The 17,949-nt window shown below is 65.6% G+C and carries 21 protein-coding genes; 4 read left to right on the top strand and 17 right to left on the bottom strand.

Annotated elements, in window-relative coordinates; translation table 11 throughout:
• Nucleotides 1–99: 99 nt before the first annotated feature.
• The 5 genes from GGR00_RS26720 to GGR00_RS26700 form a co-directional block, all read right to left on the bottom strand.
• Entirely contained in the window at nt 100–882 is a 783-nt protein-coding gene (locus GGR00_RS26720) for a DUF4167 domain-containing protein (protein ID WP_246441680.1), read from the bottom strand.
• Between the two features lie 289 nt (nt 883–1,171).
• Nucleotides 1,172–2,080: a peptide chain release factor N(5)-glutamine methyltransferase gene (gene prmC / locus GGR00_RS26715; RefSeq protein ID WP_055975556.1), complete on the bottom strand. Its 909-nt coding sequence runs from the start codon at nt 2,078–2,080 to the stop codon at nt 1,172–1,174.
• 228 nt (nt 2,081–2,308) lie between these two features.
• Nucleotides 2,309–3,388 carry a peptide chain release factor 1 gene (gene prfA / locus GGR00_RS26710; RefSeq protein ID WP_055975559.1) on the bottom strand — a complete coding sequence of 360 codons (1,080 nt, stop codon included), beginning with the start codon at nt 3,386–3,388 and terminating at the stop codon, nt 2,309–2,311.
• Nucleotides 3,385–5,661, bottom strand: coding sequence for a phosphoenolpyruvate--protein phosphotransferase (gene ptsP / locus GGR00_RS26705; protein WP_210309554.1), 2,277 nt, complete (start codon nt 5,659–5,661; stop codon nt 3,385–3,387). Before ptsP ends, prfA begins: the two co-directional genes overlap by 4 nt.
• A gap of 80 nt (nt 5,662–5,741) precedes the next feature.
• Nucleotides 5,742–6,995: an aspartate kinase gene (locus GGR00_RS26700; protein WP_055975562.1), complete on the bottom strand. Its 1,254-nt coding sequence runs from the start codon at nt 6,993–6,995 to the stop codon at nt 5,742–5,744.
• Nucleotides 6,996–7,271: 276 nt separating this feature from the next.
• Here GGR00_RS26700 and ubiG point away from each other — a divergent pair, with 276 nt between their 5' ends.
• Both ubiG and GGR00_RS26690 read left to right on the top strand, forming a co-directional pair.
• Nucleotides 7,272–8,018 (top strand): bifunctional 2-polyprenyl-6-hydroxyphenol methylase/3-demethylubiquinol 3-O-methyltransferase UbiG, encoded by a 747-nt coding sequence (gene ubiG, locus GGR00_RS26695; RefSeq protein ID WP_055975565.1) that lies wholly within the window; start codon nt 7,272–7,274, stop codon nt 8,016–8,018.
• 80 nt (nt 8,019–8,098) lie between these two features.
• Complete coding sequence (locus GGR00_RS26690; protein WP_184702424.1) at nt 8,099–8,440, top strand: MmcQ/YjbR family DNA-binding protein; 342 nt, start codon at nt 8,099–8,101, stop codon at nt 8,438–8,440.
• Between the two features lie 170 nt (nt 8,441–8,610).
• Here GGR00_RS26690 and GGR00_RS26685 read toward each other — a convergent pair whose 3' ends face one another.
• The 4 genes from GGR00_RS26685 to GGR00_RS26670 are packed head-to-tail and all read right to left on the bottom strand — an operon-like array spanning nt 8,611 to nt 10,990.
• Nucleotides 8,611–9,036, bottom strand: a complete 426-nt coding sequence (locus tag GGR00_RS26685; protein WP_055975571.1) for a DUF1178 family protein — start codon at nt 9,034–9,036, stop codon at nt 8,611–8,613.
• Complete coding sequence (locus GGR00_RS26680) at nt 9,033–9,896, bottom strand: carbon-nitrogen hydrolase family protein (protein WP_184702422.1); 864 nt, start codon at nt 9,894–9,896, stop codon at nt 9,033–9,035. Before GGR00_RS26680 ends, GGR00_RS26685 begins: the two co-directional genes overlap by 4 nt.
• Nucleotides 9,897–9,914: 18 nt before the next feature.
• The gene (grxC, locus tag GGR00_RS26675; protein ID WP_184702420.1) at nt 9,915–10,178 is read right to left on the bottom strand and encodes a glutaredoxin 3; all 264 of its coding nucleotides are present in this window, start codon (nt 10,176–10,178) and stop codon (nt 9,915–9,917) included.
• Nucleotides 10,179–10,204: 26 nt separating this feature from the next.
• Complete coding sequence (locus tag GGR00_RS26670; RefSeq protein WP_184702447.1) at nt 10,205–10,990, bottom strand: double zinc ribbon domain-containing protein; 786 nt, start codon at nt 10,988–10,990, stop codon at nt 10,205–10,207.
• 56 nt (nt 10,991–11,046) lie between these two features.
• Between GGR00_RS26670 and GGR00_RS26665 the strand changes: the two genes are divergently transcribed.
• On the top strand, nt 11,047–11,919 hold the full coding sequence (locus GGR00_RS26665) for a methyltransferase domain-containing protein (protein ID WP_184702418.1): 873 nt from the start codon (nt 11,047–11,049) through the stop codon (nt 11,917–11,919).
• 11 nt (nt 11,920–11,930) lie between these two features.
• Here the strand turns inward: GGR00_RS26665 and GGR00_RS26660 are convergent, their stop codons facing one another.
• The 6 genes from GGR00_RS26660 to GGR00_RS26635 all read right to left on the bottom strand — a co-directional run bounded on the left by GGR00_RS26660 (nt 11,931) and on the right by GGR00_RS26635 (nt 15,402).
• A complete protein-coding gene (locus tag GGR00_RS26660; RefSeq protein WP_055975584.1) occupies nt 11,931–12,104 on the bottom strand; it encodes a Flp family type IVb pilin in 174 nt (57 codons plus the stop codon).
• A gap of 102 nt (nt 12,105–12,206) precedes the next feature.
• Nucleotides 12,207–12,521, bottom strand: a complete 315-nt coding sequence (locus GGR00_RS26655) for a hypothetical protein (RefSeq protein WP_055975586.1) — start codon at nt 12,519–12,521, stop codon at nt 12,207–12,209.
• Between the two features lie 108 nt (nt 12,522–12,629).
• Nucleotides 12,630–13,043 carry a (deoxy)nucleoside triphosphate pyrophosphohydrolase gene (locus GGR00_RS26650; RefSeq protein ID WP_156381236.1) on the bottom strand — a complete coding sequence of 138 codons (414 nt, stop codon included), beginning with the start codon at nt 13,041–13,043 and terminating at the stop codon, nt 12,630–12,632.
• 1 nt (nt 13,044) lies between these two features.
• Entirely contained in the window at nt 13,045–13,818 is a 774-nt protein-coding gene (locus GGR00_RS26645; protein ID WP_055975589.1) for a GNAT family N-acetyltransferase, read from the bottom strand.
• Between the two features lie 7 nt (nt 13,819–13,825).
• Entirely contained in the window at nt 13,826–15,067 is a 1,242-nt protein-coding gene (argJ, locus tag GGR00_RS26640; RefSeq protein ID WP_055975592.1) for a bifunctional glutamate N-acetyltransferase/amino-acid acetyltransferase ArgJ, read from the bottom strand.
• A 101-nt stretch (nt 15,068–15,168) separates the two neighbouring features.
• Nucleotides 15,169–15,402, bottom strand: coding sequence for a putative antibiotic biosynthesis monooxygenase (locus GGR00_RS26635; RefSeq protein WP_246441677.1), 234 nt, complete (start codon nt 15,400–15,402; stop codon nt 15,169–15,171).
• A 99-nt stretch (nt 15,403–15,501) separates the two neighbouring features.
• Here GGR00_RS26635 and GGR00_RS26630 point away from each other — a divergent pair, with 99 nt between their 5' ends.
• Nucleotides 15,502–16,095 (top strand): TetR/AcrR family transcriptional regulator, encoded by a 594-nt coding sequence (locus GGR00_RS26630; RefSeq protein ID WP_184702414.1) that lies wholly within the window; start codon nt 15,502–15,504, stop codon nt 16,093–16,095.
• Between the two features lie 17 nt (nt 16,096–16,112).
• Here GGR00_RS26630 and GGR00_RS26625 read toward each other — a convergent pair whose 3' ends face one another.
• On the bottom strand, nt 16,113–16,745 hold the full coding sequence (locus GGR00_RS26625) for a LysE family translocator (RefSeq protein WP_055975598.1): 633 nt from the start codon (nt 16,743–16,745) through the stop codon (nt 16,113–16,115).
• A 189-nt stretch (nt 16,746–16,934) separates the two neighbouring features.
• Nucleotides 16,935–17,858 carry a peptidylprolyl isomerase gene (locus GGR00_RS26620; RefSeq protein ID WP_184702412.1) on the bottom strand — a complete coding sequence of 308 codons (924 nt, stop codon included), beginning with the start codon at nt 17,856–17,858 and terminating at the stop codon, nt 16,935–16,937.
• Nucleotides 17,859–17,949 lie beyond the last annotated feature (91 nt).

Below are 17,949 nucleotides of genomic sequence, written 5' to 3'. Positions count from 1 at the left end.
GCGTCTTGATCGAAGTCAAAAAACAAAAAAAGCGGCGGGGGATTTTGGCCCCCGCCGCTCGGTGTCTCTCGCGATGCTCCGACGATGCCGGAGTGCCGATCAGCTCTCGACGACGGCCAGTCCGCCTTCGGGCGCCGGTGCGTCGGCAGCGGCCTCGCCTTCCGGCGCAGTGGCGCTGCGCTCGCCACGGCGCGGCCGACGGCCACGACGCGGTGCTGCGGCGACCTCGCCTTCGGCGGCTTCAGCGGCGGGCGCCGCCTCGGCGACCGCGGCTTCCGGCTGCGGCTGCTCGACGGCAGCAGCTTCGACCTGCGGAGCGTCGGCCTGAGCGGCCTCGGCCTGCTGGTCGGGCTGGCGAGGACGGCGGCCTTCATGGCGCGGGCGGCGCTCGCGGCGACCTTCGCGCGGCTGGCCTTCGCCGGCTGCTTCTGGATTGAGGGCGACCTCGGCGGGCGTGCCTTCGATTTCCGGCTGCGGGCCGGTGCCGTTGACGACAGGCTCCTGCTGCGGTTGCTGGACCGATGCCTCGGCGACGTTGTTGCCAACGTTCTCCTCGTCGCGCTCGTCATCCATGTCGCCGTCGAACTCGTCGCGGCTCTGCTGCTGGTGCTGGATCGGCATCTGCGCCATGGCGGCAGCGATGATGCGGTTGTAGTGCTCTGCGTGCTGCAGGTAGTTTTCGGCCATCACGCGATCGCCAGAGCTTTGCGCGTCGCGCGCCAGCGTGGCGTATTTTTCGGCGATCTGCTGCGCGGAGCCACGGATCTTCACGTCCGGACCGTTGCTCTCGTAGTTGCGCGTAAGCGGGTTGGGACCCTTGCGGTTGCTGTTGTTATTATTGTTGTTGTTATTGTTATTATTGTTGTTATTGCGACCGCGCATGCGCCTGTTCTGCTGTTGTGGCCTCATCAGATTCTCTTTGTGTTGAATTCATCCGAACGGGGGCACTTAGGCGGCCTGCCGTTTCGTATCTTTCCGCCCGTGATCGCCCGCAAAATCCTTGCGTCAGCGCCACATGCCATCCTGTTTCGGTTTCATGTCACTTGCCGGACGATCCCCGCACGAAGCTAGAGCGTCGTCTACGCAAGAAGGCAGCTAGTTTCGAAGGAAACCGAATCGTTTAACAGCACTGCCTGCTTCGTCTCATCCGGTTGCCGGAAACTAGCGGCATTCACTTTCGTTGCCAAGCGGTTTTTTTAGACCCGTCTGGCCGTGCTTGGAGCCGGAACACCAGCACCCGGTCATTGCCACCCAAGTCCTTGTAATGGGACAGCAATTCGTAACCGGCTCGCTCGAATATGCTCGTCACGTCGTGGCGCTGGTCGTGCCCGATCTCAAGTCCGACAAGGCCATCTTTTTCAAGATGGCGCGCAGCACCCGACGCTATGGTTCTGTATGGCTCAAGACCGTCCGGGCCACCGTCGAGCGCGCGGCGCGGATCAAAATTGCGAACCTCGTTCTGCAAATCCTCGATCTCTGATGAGGATATATAGGGAGGATTCGAGACGATTAAATGGTGCAGACCATCAATATGTGAAAACCAATCGGATTTTTTTGCCGAAAAGCGCGCGGAGACGCCCAGATGCCCGGCATTTGCCGCTGCGGTGGCCAGCGCATCGTCGGAGATGTCGGCGCCGACGGCCACCGCACGGGGCTCCTGGGTGACGAGCGCAAGCGCGATGGCCCCGGTGCCGGTGCCGAGGTCGAGGATGCGGCAGATGTCCTCGCCCGCCGCCGTCTCGTGGACGAAGGGCAAGACGGCATCGACGAGCGTTTCGGTATCCGGGCGCGGCTCCAGCGTCTCTGTGGAGAGGCTGAGCCGCATGCCGTAAAACTCGCGATAGCCGAGAATGCGGTGGACAGGTTCGCCCGAGATGCGGCGATCAAGGGCGGCCTCGATCTCGCGAGCGATGGTGTCGGCCACCGGCGCATCGGGACGCAGCACCGCATCCGTGCGCGATGTGCCAGTGAAGTGTTCGACGATCAGCCGGGCGTCCAACGCGGAGCTCTCAATACCAGCATCGGCGAGGCGACGACGGGCGGAAAGGTGAAGTGAGGCGAGAGTTTCGGAGCGGTTCATACGGCCACTCGCCCCACATACTCGGCGATGAAAGTACCCCCACCCCTAACCCCTCCCCACAAGGGGGAGGGGAATCTCACGCTACCATGGCGTCCGGTCTGACGGTGACGGCTTGGGCAGAAAGGCCGGCGAACCAGTCCCCCTCCCCCTTCTGGGGAGGGGTTAGGGGTGGGGGTAAGCCACCGCATGCATACTCGCATGTTCTTTGCTGCCGGTTGGACGGCAATCTCAGCCATCCGAACCCATGTCGGCCAGAAGCTTCGACTGGTGGTCGGCGATCAGCGCATCGACGACCTCGTCGAGTTCGCCCATCATCACCCGGTCGAGCTTGTAGAGCGTCAGGTTGATGCGGTGGTCGGTCAGCCGCCCCTGCGGGAAGTTGTAGGTGCGGATGCGCTCGGACCGGTCGCCGGAGCCGACCTGCGACTTGCGCGACGAGGAGCGCTCCTCGTCGGCGCGGCTGCGCTCCATGTCGTAGAGGCGGGCGCGCAGGATCTGCATGGCCCGCGCCCGGTTCTGGTGCTGCGACTTTTCTGCCTGGACCACCATGATGCCGGTCGGCAAGTGGGTGATGCGCACCGCCGAGTCGGTGGTGTTGACGTGCTGGCCGCCCGAACCCGAGGCGCGCATGGTGTCGATGCGGATGTCCTCGGCGCGGATGTCGATGTCGACCTCCTCGGCTTCCGGCAGGACCGCAACGGTGGCGGCCGACGTATGGATGCGGCCGCTGCCCTCGGTCGCCGGAACGCGCTGGACGCGATGCACGCCCGACTCGAACTTGAGATGCGCGAACACGCCCTTGCCGGAGACCCCGGCGATGATTTCCTTGAAGCCGCCGGCATCGCCGTCGCTGGCCGAGACGACCTCGAAACGCCAGCCCTTCGAGGTGGCGTAGCGCTCGTACATGCGGTACAGGTCGCCAGCGAACAGCGCAGCCTCGTCGCCGCCGGTGCCGGCGCGAATTTCGAGGATGGCGTTCTTCTCGTCGGCGGCGTCCTTGGGCAGCAGCAGGATCTGGATGTCGCGCTGCAACTCCTCGATGCGCTCCTCGACCTCGGGCTTGTCCATCTCGGCAAGCGCCCGCATCTCGGCGTCGGTGCCCTTGTCGTCGAGCATGGCGTCGAGGTCGGCCAGTTCCTGCTCGGCGCCGCGCAGGGCGCGAATCTTGCCGACGAGGTCCTGGATGTCGGAATATTCGGACGCCATCTTCACATAGGCGTCCGGCTCGGGGCCGGCAGCCATCTGGGCTTCGAGCATGTCGAAGCGCTTGACGACTTGGTCCATTCTGTCGTGGGGCAGGCTGATCATAGGGGTATGGAACGGTCGTCCGCAAAGGCCTGGAGCAACGCGCGCATCGGCAGGTTGGCGGCAGGTCCGGAAAGATTGTCGTCGAGGAAGGATTTCAGCTCGCCGAGAGGAAGTTCCGTCAGCATCGCCTTGACCGGGCCGATGGAGGCCGGGGACATGGAGATCGAGCGGTAGCCGACGCCCAGCAGCGCCATCGCCGAGATCGGCTTGCCGGCGAGCTCGCCGCACAGCGTGACCGGGGTGTGGTTGCGCGCGCCGGCGTCGGCGATCTGCTTGAGCACCCTGAGGAACGGCACCGACAACGGGTCGAAGCGGTCGGCGAGCTGGGTGTTGCCGCGGTCGGCGGCCATGACGAACTGGAACAGGTCGTTGGAGCCGACCGAGACGAAGTCGACGGACTGCATCAGCTCGTCGAGCTGCCACAGCAGCGACGGCACCTCGATCATGGCGCCGAGCTTCAGGCTGGTCGGCAGGTGATGGGCGAAGCGCGACAGGTGGCGCACCTCGCGGTCGATGATCTCGCGCGCCTGGGCGATTTCCGACAGCTCGGTGACCATCGGCAGCATGACCTTGAGCTCGCGCCCGCCGGCAGCCTTGAGCAGCGCGCGGACCTGAGTGCGCAGCAGGCCGGGGCGGTCGAGCGTCAGGCGGATGGCGCGCCAGCCGAGTGCCGGGTTCTCCTCCTCCTGCGCCGAGCCCTTGAAATAGGGCAGCACCTTGTCGCCGCCGATGTCGATGGTGCGGAAGGTGACGGGGCGTCCGCGGGCGATGTCGAGCACGTCGCGGTAGAGCTTCTCCTGCGCTTCGGCGCGCGGGAAGGTCGACGCCACCATGAACTGCAGTTCGGTGCGGAACAGGCCGATGCCGGCAGCGCCCGCCTCGGCGAGCTGCGGCAGGTCGACGGCGAGGCCGGCGTTCATCAACAGGTCGACCTTGACGCCGTCCTTGGTTTCCGACGGCTTCTTGCGCAGTTCGCGATAGAGCTCCTGCCGGCGGGCGCGGAAACGCACCTTTTCGGCATAGGCCGCCTCGAGATCGGGCTGCGGCCTGAGATGGATAATGCCCTCTTCGCCATCGACGATGATCGGATCGCCGTTTTCCGACATGGAAACGGCGCCCTTCATCTGGCCGGCGACGGGAATGCCCATGGCGCGCGCGACGATGACGACGTGGCTGGTCGGCGCACCGTCCTCCAGCACCAGGCCGCGCATTCTGTCGCGCGGATAGTCGAGCAGTTCGGCAGCGCCCATCGAGCGGGCGACGATGATGGCGTCCTTGGGCAAGGAGGCTGCGATCGTCTCGGGACCGCGGCCCATCAGCTGGCGCAGCAGGCGGTTGGCGAGATCGTCGAAATCGCTCATCCGTTCGCGCAGATAGGGGTCGGTCATGTGCAGCATGCGGGCGCGCATGTCGCTCTGCACCTTCTCCACCGCCGCTTCCGCCGTCAGGCCGTTGCGGATCGCCTCTTCGAGGCGGCGCACCCAGCCACGGTCGTTGGCGAACATGCGGTAGGCTTCGAGAACCTCGCGGTGCTCGCCCTCGAAGGCGACGTCGCGGCGCTCCAGCATGTCGTCGATCGACAGGCGCAGCGAGCCGAGCGCATCCTCGAGCCGGCGCAGCTCCTCGTCGCTGTCCTCGTTGAACAGGTTGGTGACGACGATGCGCGGCTCGTGCAGCACGACATGGCCAAGCCCGACGCCTTCGTTGAAGGCGATGCCGGTGAAGCTAGCCGGGCGCGACATGTCGAGTTCGAGGCCGGGCCGGCTGAGCCGGGCGATGTCGCCCGACGCGATCATCTCGGCGATGACCATGGCGGTGGTTTCGAGCGCCTCGATCTCGTCGTCGCGGTAATGCCGCATCGTCTTGTTCTGGACGACGAGAACGCCGAGCGTGCGCCCTGCCCTGAGCACCGGCACGCCGAGGAAGGAATGGTAGATCTCCTCGCCCGTTTCCGGCAGGTAGGCGAAGGCGGGATGTTCCTGGGCGTTGGACAGGTTGAGCGCGCGCGCGCTCGCCGCGATCGTGCCGACGAGGCCCTGGCCGAGACGCAGCTGGGCGAGGTGGACCGCATTGGGGTTGAGGCCGACGGTGGCGTAGAGTTCGAGCACCGAGTCGGCGCGCAGCACGTAGAGCGAGCAGACCTCGGCCACCATGTTGGCGGCGATATCGCGCACGATCCTGTCGAGCCGTTCCTGTGGCTCGAGGGGCTCCGCCATCAATTCGCGGAGCCGTTTCAGAAGTACGCGTGGCCCAGCGGCCATGTCACGTATCATTCACCGTCTCCAATGGTTTGGACCCGGCGCGGCACATGCTTGCCACGCCGGCAAATGCGGTGACGCTCGACTCCTTGATACTACTGCTTATCGAGACCGTAGACGGAATGCAAAGTGCGAACCGCAAGTTCGGTGTACGGGCCGTCGATAAGGATCGAGATCTTGATCTCCGACGTGGTGATGGCGCGGATGTTGATGCCCTTGGCAGCCAGCGCCTGGAAGGCCGTGGCGGCCACGCCGGCGTGGCTGCGCATGCCGATGCCGATGACCGACACCTTGGACATGCCCTCGTCGTGCTGGACCGCGTCGTAGCCGATGTCGGGGCGGATCTTCTCGAGCACCGCCAGCGCCTTGTTGACGTCGCCCGACGGCACGGTGAAGGTCATGTCGGTGAACTTGCCGTCCTCGGAAATGTTCTGGACGATCATGTCGACATTGATGTTGGCCTCGGCCAGCGGCCCGAAGATGCCTCCGGCCACGCCCGGCCGATCGGCGACACGGCGCAGCGAGACCTGGGCTTCGTCCTTGGCGTAGGCAATTCCGGTGACGACCTGCTGTTCCACGATTTCATCCTCGTCACAAATGAGAGTACCAGGCGGGTTGAGGAAATCGCCCATGCCGGGCGCATCGGGATCCTCGAAGGAAGAACGCACGAAGGTGCGGACCTTGTGCACCATGGCGAGTTCGACCGAGCGGACCTGCAGCACCTTGGCGCCGAGCGAGGCCATCTCGAGCATTTCCTCGAACGAGATGCGCGACAGGCGCCGCGCCTTGGGCTCGATGCGCGGATCGGTAGTATAGACCCCGTCGACATCGGTGTAGATATCGCAGCGATCGGCCTTCACCGCTGCCGCGATTGCGACGGCCGAGGTGTCGGAACCGCCGCGGCCGAGGGTCGCGATGCGATTGTCCGGGCCGATGCCCTGGAAGCCGGCGACGACCGCGACCTGGCCTTCCTGGAAGCGCTTGACCAGGAACGAGCCGTCGATGTCGAGGATGCGTGCAGCGCCATGGGCGTTGTCGGTCTTGATCGGGATCTGCCAGCCCTGCCAGGAGCGGGCGTTGACGCCGACGTTCTGCAGCGCCAGCGCCAAAAGGCCGGCCGTCACCTGTTCGCCAGAGGCGACCACCGCGTCATATTCGCGGGCGTCATGCATCGGCGAGGCGTCGCGGGTCCAGGCAACCAGTTCGTTGGTCTTGCCGGCCATCGCCGAAACCACCACCGCAACCTCGTGGCCCGCGTCGACCTCGCGTTTGACATGACGCGCCACGTTGCGGATTCGGGCGATGTCGGCGACGGACGTACCGCCGAATTTCATCACGATGCGCGCCATAAAAGCGAAATGCCCTTGCCATGAACGCCGGCCCCACGGGGGCCGGAAAATGAGTGAAAACACCGGTCTGCGACACGGTGCCGAATGCGCGGCCTGCATAGCCAAAACACGCGCATTCCGCAAGGACGCCCGGTCAGACAAATCAGCGCGATTTTTTTGCCGGCGCGCAAAGTCCGGCCGCGGATTTCGATGCAGTGTCGAACAGCTCGCGGAATTGTCGCCTTGACAATCCCCGCGCCAGACCCGACTTCCTTGCGCTCGAAGGAGACTACAGCAATGCCAGATCCCCGCCCATCGACCATCGATGCCGGAGAAGTCGAGCGGTTCTCGGCGCTAGCCGCCGAATGGTGGAACCCGAACGGCAAGTTCCGCCCGCTGCACAAGTTCAACCCGATCCGCCTGGGCTACATCCGCGACCAGGTCGCCGCGCGCTTCGGCCGCGACACCCACGCCGCACGGCCCTTCGAAGGCCTGCGCATCCTCGACATCGGCTGCGGCGGCGGCCTGTTGTGCGAGCCGATGGCCCGCCTGGGCGCCGAAGTGGTGGGGGCGGACGCCTCGGCCACCAACATCGAAGTGGCGAAGATCCATGCTGCCGAAAGCGGCGTGACCATCGACTATCGAGCCACGACGGCCGAGGACCTTGCCGACGCCGGCGAGAAATTCGACATCATCCTCAACATGGAAGTGGTCGAGCACGTCGCCGACGTCGAGCTGTTCGTCAAGAAATGCGGCGAGATGGTCAAGCCCGGCGGCATCATGTTCGTCGCCACCATCAATCGCACCTTCAAGGCGCTCGGCCTCGCCATCGTCGGCGCCGAATACGTGCTGCGCTGGCTGCCGCGCGGCACCCACCAGTACGGCAAGCTCGTGCGCCCCGAAGAACTGGACAAGGCGCTCACCGGCGCAGGCCTCGCCACCATCGACCGCACCGGCGTGGTCTACAACCCGCTGGCCGACCGCTGGCAGAAATCGCGCGACATGGACGTCAACTACATGGTGCTGGCGGAAAAGGCGGCCTGAGGCACGGAAAAGCCAGGACGGCCCAAGCTTGCGCCGTCCGCCTCGATCCCGCACCATGACGGGATCGAGGAGACCTCGCCATGACACCTGACGATGTCAGACGGATCGCCCTGGAACTGCCTGCGGCGACCGAGAAATCGCATTTCGGCAAACCCGACTTCCGCGTCCGCGACCGCGTCTTCGCCACCCTGCCCGAAGACGGCAACGCGGTGATCAAGCTGACGCGCGACCAGCAGGAAATGATGTGCGGCGCCGAGCCCGCGATCTTCCGGCCCGTCGACGGCGGCTGGGGCAAGCAGGGATGGACAGTGGCGGTACTGGCGGCGGCCGACGAGACGACGCTGCGCAGCGCGCTGGTGACCGCCTGGCGCAACACCGCGCCCATCACGTTGCGCAAGGCGTTTGACCTGGCGGGAGGGTGACGTGGCCCGGCCGGCCTAGTTCCTCATGGTGGGCCTGTCGAACCATGATCTGGCTAGGCGAGATGGGGCGCCGGCGCCCTCGTGGTCGACAGGCTCACCATGAAGGCTACAGGCTCACCATGAAGGCTACAGGCTCACCATGAGGGCTATTGAGAGGTGGTCGACCCCGATCAGTTCCGGTCGTCGGGAAAAACCGGCAGCGGCAGGAAGTCGATGCCGTCTTCGGCGAGGCCCTTGGCTTCGTCGAGGGTAGCGGCACCATAGATGCCGCGGGCCTCGGTCTCGCCAAAGTGGATCTTGCGCGCTTCCTCGGCAAACTTGTCACCGACATTCTCGGCGTTCTCACGCACCTTTTCGGACAGTTCCTTGAGCGCGGCCATGGCCTTGCGCTGCTGCTCGCCCATGGCGAGCGCGACCTTTTCCTGCTTGCGCGAGGTCGAGACAGCAGGCGCCATCAGCGCCTTTTCGACCTTCTGCGAGCCGCATTCCGGGCAGGAGACGAACCCGCGCTTGCGCTGGGTTTCGAAATCCTCGTTGCTGCGGAACCAGCCCTCGAAGTCATGCGCATGGTCGCAATGGAGCGAAAAGCGGATCAAGATGCGGCTCCCCGGAGCGCTCCCTGGCCAGCACGCAGCGCCACCGCGAAGTCGCGCGCGTTCTTGAGATTGGGGATCTTCTTGCGCGCGTCAGTCGAATGCTGGGTGTCGATCTCGGCGACGATGACGCCCGGCTCGTCATGCGCGGCCTCGGCGAGGATGCGGCCCCATGGATCGATGATCAGCGAATGGCCGAAGGTCTCGCGCCCATCCTCATGCTTGCCGCCCTGGCCAGCGGCGATGACGAAGGCGCCGTTTTCGATGGCGCGCGACCGCAGCAGCACATGCCAGTGGGCAAGGCCGGTCTGTCGCGTGAAGGCGGCAGGCGCGGTCAGCACCTCGGCGCCGGCCAGCGCCTCGGCGCGGAACAGCTGCGGGAAACGCAGGTCGTAGCAGATGGCAAAGCCGATTTTTGCAAGCGCGGTGTCGGCGACGACGGCTTCGGTGCCCGGCTCGTAGGCGGAAGATTCGCGCCAGCTCTCGCCATTGTCGAGGTCGACGTCGAACATGTGGATCTTGTCGTAGACGGCGAGTGTCGAACCGTCCGGGCCAAACAGGAAGGCGCGGTTGGCGAGCTTGCCGTCGGCGCGCACGATGGCGGTCGAGCCGACATGCAGGTGAATGCCGAGTTCTGCGGCGAGCTTGCGTCCGCTCGCCACGACAAGGTCGCGATCCTCCGAGGTGAAGGCGGCGGCACGCGCGTCCTTGTCGCCGACGATGGCGCCCGTCATCTCGGGCGTCTGCACGTAGGTGGCACCCTGCCCGGCAGCCTCGCGCACCAGAGCTTCGAAATCACGGACGTTGCGCTCCGGCGCCTTGCCCGAACGCATCTGCACCGCTGCCGCCTTGAAAATCGCCATGGTCCGTCCTCAACTCAACTATGCGCCGGTTGCCAGAAGGGCGTCGAGCCTGCCTTGCGCGTCGAGCGCATGCAGGTCGTCGCAACCGCCGACATGGATGTTGCCGATGAAAATCTGCGGGAACGTCGCGCGGCCATTGGCGCGCGAGATCATTTCCTGCCGAAGCTCAGGCGAGAAGCTAGCGTCATGCTCGGTGAATGCAACGCCCTTGCGCTCCAAAAGGCGCTTCGCCGCAGTGCAGTAGCCACACATCATGCGCGTATAGATAGTCACATCGACCATGACAGAAACCCGTTGTCCTTGGTCGACTATATAGGGTCTGTGTCGTCGGGTCGGAAGTCCCCCGGCAGAACGCGGGCGAAGGTCAGCACGTCGACAGCGCTCGCGCCGCCCTTCCTGAGCGCCCGGCTGACTGCCGAGACGGTGGCGCCGGTGGTGTAGACGTCGTCGATCAGCAGCACGCGCCGGCCGCGAATGTCGATCTCCGCCTCGGGCGGGACGACGAAGGCTGCCCGGACATTGTCTTCGCGCTCGCGCTGGCCGAGGCCGATCTGCTGGCGCGTGCGCTTGACGCGGCGCACGGCAGTGGCGGCAAAAGGCACGCCGGAGAGCGAGGCAACTGTGCGGGCAAGCTCCGCCGACTGGTTGAACTGGCGCCAGAAGAATCGGCGCCAGTGCAACGGAACCGGCACCACGACCTCCGCATCGGCAGTCAGTTCGGTGCCGGCGCGCAGCATCCAGCGCGCCATCCATGGCGCGAGATCGGTGCGGTCGTGGAACTTGAGGCCCTGGACCATGCGCCGGGCGACGCCGGAATAGGCGACGGCGGCGCGGGCGCGGGCGAAGGGCGGCGGGTTGGCGATCGCCTCGGCCGACAGGAAACCGGCGCCGAAATCATGGGCAAACGGCGTGCCCATGACCTCGCACCACGGCTTTTCCAGGAAGCGAAGCCGGGGCCAGCACGCGCCGCACAAGGCGCCCGGTTGCGTCACCTGCCGCCGGCAGCCCGCGCAAACCGGAGGAAACAACAAGCGCGCCGGCCATGCGGCGACGGCGAAAGCGAGCCTCTTGATCTCCGGCATCGGATCGGCCACGACAAGGTTTGGGTCGGGCGACCATAACAGAAACCCGGCAAGGAAGGACATCGCCCGTGCAACCGATATTCGACGCCAGCCTTGTGATCGCCCACCGCCGGCGCGCAGTGGCGCAAGGCACAGCCGGCGCGGACTTCCTGATGGCGCGCGCCGCCGAGGACCTGGCCGACAGGCTGGCCGCGGTGGAGCGCAAGTTCGAACGGGGTGCCGCGATCTTCTCGGTCAGCCCGGCGGCGACGGCAGTGCTGGCGGCCAGCGGCAAGGTGACCGAACTGGTTCGGGTCGAGGCCGACGAGAGCTTTCTCGGCGGTGGTCCGGGCATCGTCTCCGATCCCGAGACCATTGCATTGGAGCCTGCCAGCATCGACCTCGCCGTATCGCTGCTGGCGCTGCAGGAGGCCAACGACATTCCCGGCCAGCTGATCCAGATCAGGCGGGCGCTGAAGCCGGACGGGCTGTTTCTCGGCGTGCTGGCGGGGGCCGGCACCCTCGCCGAATTGCGCGAAAGCCTGCTGGCGGCCGAAACCGAGCTGACCGGCGGGGCGAGCCCGCGCATCATCCCCTTCACCGACGTGCGCGACGCGGGCGGGCTGTTGCAGCGGGCGGGATTTGCGCTGCCCGTCGCCGACGTCGAAGCGGTGACGGTGCGATACGACACGATGTTCGGGCTGATGCAGGACCTGCGCGCCATGGGCGTGACCAGCGCGCTGGCCGACCGCCCGCGCAAGCCGGCTACGCGGCGCCTGTTCCAGCGCGCGGCCGAAATCTATGCCGAGCGCTTTTCCGACCCCGACGGGCGCGTGCGCGCGAGCTTCTCGTTCGTCTGGCTGTCGGGATGGGCGCCTGACCCGTCGCAGCAGAAGCCGCTCAAGCCGGGTTCGGCGCAGGTTTCGCTCGCCAAGGTGCTCGGCGAGGAAGGCAAGAATTAGCCTGGATCAGGCTAGTTCCTGTTCAGGCCCTGCTGGATATCGCCGTTGTTGTCGCCCCAGAGGATCCTGAGTTGGTCGGCCAGATGCGAAAAGCCGCCAGCCATCACCACTGCGATCAAAGCAGCGATGAGGCCATACTCAATCGCCGTGGCACCCCCCTCGTCCCTCAGAAATCGCTTGATCATCGGTCGCGTCCACCCTTGTCGTTGAACAGACCATAGCAGCGACAGATTAAGAAAGGTTAATGGCGTAGCCTTAACGCGCGATGAAGCGTGCCGAACGCATCCTCAGCACTGGCCGCTGCGGCGGCCGTTGTCCCGGATGACGCAGACCGACTGCGGCGTATCCTGCAGCACGCTGCGGCGCAGCGTATAGCTGACGTTGCGGCCGACCGAACCCGTCGAGAAATAATCCAGCCCGTCGAGGCGCGCCTGGCCGATGGACGGTCGCATGCGGTCGGCCAGATAGGGCGTTGCAATGAGCGTCAGCGCGACGGCGGCGAAACCGAACAGAAGCGTCAGACGCAGGATGCCGGCGCTCGCCCTGGCGGTCGAGGACTGGCGCTCGGGGCGGATGAGATCCCACTCCTTGTCAGCCTGCATAGGCACGTCCCCCGCGAAAATCCATGTCGCCGCCCGGTCCATGGCATCGGGCGGCCACTCAATTTTTCACGATTGGATAAACTTTGCCTTAACGCTGCCTAATATGCGTCAGAGCAGATCGATCAGGAACGGAATCAGCGGCTCGTCGGCGGGCGGCATCGGGTAGTCGCGCATCTGCCTGGGCCGGACCCATTTCAGCACCTGGCCCTCCCGCGGCTCGGGCGTGCCCCAGAAGCGGCGGCAGACATAGAGCGGCATCAGGAGGTGGAAGTCGTCGTAGGTGTGGCTGGCAAAGGTCAGCGGTGCGAGACAGGCGATCTTGGTTTCGATGCCGATCTCCTCGCGCATCTCCCGCACGATGGTTTCCTCCGGCGTCTCGCCCTGCTCGACCTTGCCGCCGGGAAATTCCCACAGGCCGGCAAGCTGCTTGCCCTCCGGGCGCTGGGCCAGGAGCACCCGGCCGTCGGCATCGACGAGCGCGCAGGCGGCCACGAGCAGCAGGCGTTTTCCCTGTTGGGTCAAGTCAGGCCTCCGGCGGACGGCGATAGTGGTAGCGATAGACTTCCTTGAAGCCCATCTTGCTGTAGAGGCGGATGGCGCCGACATTGTCGGCTTCGACCTGCAGCCAGGCTTGGCGCGCGCCCCTGAGGCGTGCCCATTTGAGCGCCGACAGGATCAGCCGGTGGCCAAAGCCCTTGCCGCGCTCGGCTTCGGTCGTGGCGATCTCGAACAGGCCCGCAAGGTCGTTGTCGTGGACGCAGATGCCGGCCGTCACCGGCTGCTCGTCCTGTTCGAGCACGAACAGGCCGGCCTCCGGCTGGATCGCGCCGATGATCTCGGACAGGCCCGGCCTCAGCGACGGGTCGAGACCGTGGACGGCCATCGAGGCGCTGACGAAACGGCCGATGTCCTTGAGCGGGATCTGGTCCATCGCATGTTCGACGACGCCGTCGTCGAGCGAAAGCCGCATGACCATCGATTCCGAGAACACGCTCCAGCGCTCGCGGTCGAGATGGGCGGCGATTGCCGGCCCCGACAGGGGCGACATGCGGAAGGTGAGCGGCCGGCCATAAGCCTCGAAACGGCGGCTGGCGCGGGCGATGCGGTCGGGAATGCTGCGGATGTCGGCCGGGTCGAGCGGGTTGACGGAATTGAGCCGCTTGGCCGGATGCCCTGCGGTCAGCCGCACCAGCCAAGTGCCGTCATAATGCACCGCCGCCGCGGGCCAGGCGCGAAACCCCGCCGCCTCGTAGCGGCGGACGATGGCAAGTTCGTGCGACGGGCGGTTCTGGTTCACGCTGCTGTCAGCTCCGGTAGTCGCCGTTGATGGCAACATATTCCTTGGTCAGGTCGCAGGTCCAGACGGTCGCCTTGCCGCGGCCAATGCCGATGTCGGCGCGGATGGCGATGTTGTCGCCCTTCATGTAGGCCGACGTCGCCGCTTCCGAATAGCCGGGGTCGCGCTCGCCATTGTGGGCGAGGCGGTTGTCGCCGAACCAGATCGACAGCAGGTCGCGGTCGGCCGGCTCGCCGGCCTTGCCGACGGCCATGACGACGCGACCCCAATTGGCGTCCTCGCCGGCAACCGCGGTCTTGACCAGCGGCGAATTGGCGATGGACAGCGCAATACGCTTGGCCGAACGCGCCGACTTGGCGCCGGTGACGGTGACTTCGACCTGCTTGCGCGCGCCCTCGCCGTCGCGCACGACCTGCAGCGCCAGCGTCTTGAGCATCTTGTTGAACGCGCGGCGGAAGGCGCCGAGGCGTGCATCCTTGGGATCGGAAATCTTCGGCGCGCCGCGCTTGGCCGCAGCACCGGTGGCAAACAGCATCAGCGTGTCCGACGTCGAGGTATCGCTGTCGACGGTCACAGCGTTGAAGGTCTTGGCGGTGCCGCGCGACAGCATGTCCTGCAGCACGTTTGCAGCAATCGGCGCGTCGGTGGCGACGAAGGACAGCATCGTCGCCATGTCGGGCGCGATCATGCCGGCACCCTTGGCGATGCCGTTGATGGTGACGTCGGTGTCGCCGAGCTTGACGGTCGCGGTCACCACCTTGGGATAGGTGTCGGTGGTCATGATCGCCTTGGCGGCCTCGGTCCACTGGTCGGACCGTGCGTCCTTGACCATGCCGGACAGCAGGTGGCTGAACTTGCCGGCATCCAGCGGCTCGCCGATGACGCCGGTGGAGGCGAGGAAGACGTCGCCCGGCGTGCAGCCTGCGGCCTTGGCGGCCGCCTGGCCGGTCAGCGAAGTCGTCTCGCGGCCCTTCTTGCCGGTAAACGCATTGGCGTTGCCGGAGTTGACCACGAGAATGCGCGCCTTGCCGCCCGAAAGGTTCTGGCGGCAGAAATCGACCGGCGCCGACGGGCACTTGGAACGGGTGAAGACGCCTGCAGCCGTCGTGCCCTCGTCGAACACCATGGCCAGCACGTCGGTGCGGCCCTTGTACTTGATCCCAGCTTCGGCGGTGGCGATGCGCACGCCGTCGATGGCGGGCATCTTGGGATATTTCTTCGGTGCAAGCGGGGAAACGGCAGTCGACATGAGAACCTCTGCGGGCTCGGGAAACGGTTGAAGTCGGCACCGTTTGCCCGATCGCGCGAGCCTTCGCAAGGCGTTTCACCTCACGAAGGCGTGGTCCAGCCTCAATGCACCGCCGGATTGAGAAAGCCGCGGAACAGGCGCTGGACGGCAGGGATGAGCCCCCAGATCATCGTCGCCACCATCAGTGGCGCAATCAGCAGCGTGCGCTGCCAGATCGTCCAGCCGTCGGTCAGCGGCATGACCAGGTAGAGAAGAGCCGTGATCAGCGGATAGACGCCGATCAGCACCATCAGGGCAAAGCGTGGGCGGGAAAAGCGGGTCTGGGAAGCGGTCATTTCAATCTCCATCGGAACGAAACGTTTCGTTATATAAAACGGGCCGTTTCGTTTCGTCAAGAGGTGGTGTATGGATTTATCGACGAACCGGAGAGCATGATGAGCATCGAGCAAGAGGGGGCGCGGAAATCGATCGGCGCCCGGCGCAGCCCCGAAAGCGCCGACGCCATCCTCGAGGCGGCCGAGGCCGTGCTGATCGAAAACGGCTATTCAGGCTTTTCGATAGAAGCCGTCGCCCGTCGCGCCCGCGCCGGCAAGCCGACGATATACCGCTGGTGGCCAAACAAGGCGTCGCTGCTGCTCGAGGTCTACCAGCGCCAGAAGCGCGACGTCGATTATCCCGACACCGGCAGCATCGAGGAAGACCTGTTCGGCTTTGCCAGGAGCCTGTTCGTCCACTGGCGCGAGACGCCATCGGGCGGCATCTTCCGCTCGCTGCTTGCCGAAGCCCAGTCGGATCCCTCCGCCGCCGAAGCGCTGGCCGACTACGCCGCCGGGCGCAGGGCCAACACCGGCAAGCTCGTTGCCCGGGCCAAGGCGCGCGGCGAGGTTGCCGCGCATGTCGATCCCGAGCAGGTCGCCGACCTGGTCGCTTCTTATGCCTGGGTGCACCTGCTGACCGGCCGGCTGGACGAAGACGACGCCACGTTGCGCCGGGCGATCGCCATGATCGTCAACGGCATCAAAGCTTGAGGCTAGCCTCGGCGCGCTCAGTTCCGTTGAAGGGCGACGTGCACACCGAGGCCAACAAGCACCGCACCGCCGACGCGCTGCATCAGCCTTTGCGCCCGGCTCGAACGCCGGAGCCGGCCGATCAGGAAGCCGGCCAGCACCACCCCGGCAACGTCGGCGATCGTGAACATCGTGTTGACCAGCAACCCGAAGATGAGGAACTGCAACCATACCGGAAAGGTCGCGGACGCGTCGATGAACTGCGGCAGGAAGGCCATGAAGAAGATGGCCGTCTTGGGATTGAGCACTTCCACGGCAACGCTCTCGACAAAGGCGCGACGACCGGACTTTTGACCAACACCAGACGGGTCGAAATCGCCCTGCTTGCGGCCGCGGAACATGGAAACGCCGAGCCATACTAGATATGCAGCGCCCGCGAGCTTGACCGCCATGTAGAGCCACGGAACGGCATGGAACAGGATCGACAGGCCAGCCGCGGCGGCAACGACATGCACATAGCCGCCGATGTGGATGCCCAACGCCGCCATGAAGCCTGAACGGCGCCCGCGCGCCATGGTCTGGGCTGCGGCATAGAGCATGGCCGGCCCGGGGATGAAGGCGAAGATCGCCGCCGTCGCAAGGAACGCGAGGATCAGATCAGCCGACGGCATGCGAGGCTCCTTAACGGTACGGTCAGGCCCAGCGCAACCGAGCAACCTCATCCTGCCAACGACACTGCCTCGGGTCATTCGGCCACCGCAAAGACGAAAACACGCCAGAGCGACAGTCAGATCGCGCGAACCGTCAATAAAAAAGGGCGGCGCCAACCGACGCCGCCCTTTTTGAATTGAGGCCAGGAATTACTTCGAGGCGTCGATGGCGTCGATCGCCTTCTTCAGCGTGGGGTCGGTGACTTCGACCTTGCCGGCGGCGCGGATCTGCTTGACCAGATCGATGTACTTCTCGCGGATCACCAGCGACTTGACCTCTTCCTTGACCGCGTCGAACGCCGGCGGCTGCTGGGAGCGCTTGTCCTCGACCTTGATGATGTGCCAGCCGAACTGGCTCTGCACCGGCTCCTTGGTGTAGGCGCCGACTTCGAGCGCGAATGCTGCCTTTTCGAATTCCGGCACCATCTGGCCGGGGCCGAAGAAGCCGAGGTCACCACCCGAGGTCTTGCCCGACGGGTCAGTGGTGTTTTCGTTGGCGAGCTTCTGGAAGTCTTCGCCGCCTTCGAGCTTCTTGATGATCGCGTCGGCCTCTTCCTTGGACTTGACCAGGATGTGGCGGGCATGAACCTCGTTGACCGGCTTCTGGGCCGCGATTTCCTTGTCGTAGCGGGCACGGATCTCGTCGTCGGTGACCTTGCCGGCGACTTCCTTCTCGACCAGTTCGCCATGCAGCGCGCGCTGGTCGAGGAAGGCCATGCGGCGCTGGAAGTCGGCGTCCTTGTCGAGGCCCTTTTCCAACGCCTGGGCCGCCATCAGCCTGATCTCGATGATCGACGACAGGGCCGCGGCGCGGCGCTGCTCGGGCGGCAGGCGGCCGAACTGGGCGCCGAGGTCGGTTTCGGCCAGCGCGATGTCGGCTTCGGTGACGTCCTGGCCGTTGACAGTGGCCACGATCGTGTTGGGATCCACCGGTGCCGCCGCAGGAGCCGCAGGGGCCGCGGGCTGAGCTGCCGGTGCGGTCTCCTGAGCGGCGAGAGGCAGCGACGACAGCGCCACGAGCCCGGCTGCAAGCCCGACGCGGGCAAGCGAGGCGCTACGGAACGAAAAAGACATCTAAACTCTCCGATGGGGGATGACGCACTTCCAAATCCACCTGAATGTGGCGGAATTTGGCGTCTTCGGCAGGCTCTCTGCAACGTTGACA

Origin of the sequence: Aminobacter aganoensis, assembly GCF_014206975.1 — a bacterium.
GTDB lineage: Bacteria > Pseudomonadota > Alphaproteobacteria > Rhizobiales > Rhizobiaceae > Aminobacter > Aminobacter aganoensis.
Note: the sequence above shows the minus strand (reverse complement) of the source record. Positions and strands in the feature narration are given on the sequence as shown.

Bases quoted from the DNA above. Each gene is read 5' to 3' on its own strand.
- GGR00_RS26680 (WP_184702422.1), bottom strand. From the start codon at position 9,896: ATGGCGATTTTCAAGGCGGCAGCGGTGCAGATGCGTTCGGGCAAGGCG.
- GGR00_RS26720 (WP_246441680.1), bottom strand. From the start codon at position 882: ATGCGCGGTCGCAATAACAACAATAATAACAATAACAACAACAATAAT.
- GGR00_RS26630 (WP_184702414.1), top strand. From the start codon at position 15,502: ATGAGCATCGAGCAAGAGGGGGCGCGGAAATCGATCGGCGCCCGGCGC.
- ptsP (WP_210309554.1), bottom strand. From the start codon at position 5,661: ATGATACGTGACATGGCCGCTGGGCCACGCGTACTTCTGAAACGGCTC.
- prfA (WP_055975559.1), bottom strand. From the start codon at position 3,388: ATGATCAGCCTGCCCCACGACAGAATGGACCAAGTCGTCAAGCGCTTC.
- GGR00_RS26690 (WP_184702424.1), top strand. From the start codon at position 8,099: ATGACACCTGACGATGTCAGACGGATCGCCCTGGAACTGCCTGCGGCG.
- ubiG (WP_055975565.1), top strand. From the start codon at position 7,272: ATGCCAGATCCCCGCCCATCGACCATCGATGCCGGAGAAGTCGAGCGG.
- GGR00_RS26625 (WP_055975598.1), bottom strand. From the start codon at position 16,745: ATGCCGTCGGCTGATCTGATCCTCGCGTTCCTTGCGACGGCGGCGATC.
- argJ (WP_055975592.1), bottom strand. From the start codon at position 15,067: ATGTCGACTGCCGTTTCCCCGCTTGCACCGAAGAAATATCCCAAGATG.
- GGR00_RS26700 (WP_055975562.1), bottom strand. From the start codon at position 6,995: ATGGCGCGCATCGTGATGAAATTCGGCGGTACGTCCGTCGCCGACATC.
- grxC (WP_184702420.1), bottom strand. From the start codon at position 10,178: ATGGTCGATGTGACTATCTATACGCGCATGATGTGTGGCTACTGCACT.
- GGR00_RS26660 (WP_055975584.1), bottom strand. From the start codon at position 12,104: ATGATCAAGCGATTTCTGAGGGACGAGGGGGGTGCCACGGCGATTGAG.
- GGR00_RS26655 (WP_055975586.1), bottom strand. From the start codon at position 12,521: ATGCAGGCTGACAAGGAGTGGGATCTCATCCGCCCCGAGCGCCAGTCC.
- GGR00_RS26635 (WP_246441677.1), bottom strand. From the start codon at position 15,402: ATGACCGCTTCCCAGACCCGCTTTTCCCGCCCACGCTTTGCCCTGATG.
- prmC (WP_055975556.1), bottom strand. From the start codon at position 2,080: ATGAACCGCTCCGAAACTCTCGCCTCACTTCACCTTTCCGCCCGTCGT.
- GGR00_RS26620 (WP_184702412.1), bottom strand. From the start codon at position 17,858: ATGTCTTTTTCGTTCCGTAGCGCCTCGCTTGCCCGCGTCGGGCTTGCA.